The 384-nt window shown below is 53.1% G+C and carries 1 pseudogene; it reads left to right on the forward strand.

Going from position 1 to position 384, the window contains the following annotated elements:
• Positions 1-233: 233 nt before the first annotated feature.
• A pseudogene (locus V6C16_RS15030) lies at positions 234-384 on the forward strand (IS256 family transposase); the annotation flags it as partial.

A 384-nucleotide genomic window follows, 5' to 3' on the forward strand; every position in this document is an offset into this window, starting at 1 on the left:
CTTGCGCTGCAAAAGCCCTACAGCAGGGCGAATCTCGCTGCTGCATGCGCAACTGCACCTGCCTTTGCCCCGCAGGACAACCGCGCAAATAAATTGCGCTTGCATCTTTGCGGCGGGCGTCTGCTCAGATAACGTACGGTATTTTTCGCACATTCCCAAAATGGAAGCAGCCCTTCATGTCGGTTAGGTTTGGTTATGACCAAACAACCACCAAACCAGCATGAGGGCTACAAATGAAAGCTACCAAGGGGCACGGAAAAAAGAAAGTTCCGGTTGTCGTCGTAGATGAGCAGGAGTTGCGATCGCAAGTGTCCGAGGTTGTGCGACAAAGCGTTGAGGAGACATTGAACGGCTTGCTTGATGCCGAAGCGGATGCCTTGTGCC

Origin of the sequence: Desulfovibrio sp. 1188_IL3213 (assembly GCF_036763145.1) — a bacterium.
Lineage (GTDB): Bacteria > Desulfobacterota > Desulfovibrionia > Desulfovibrionales > Desulfovibrionaceae > Desulfovibrio.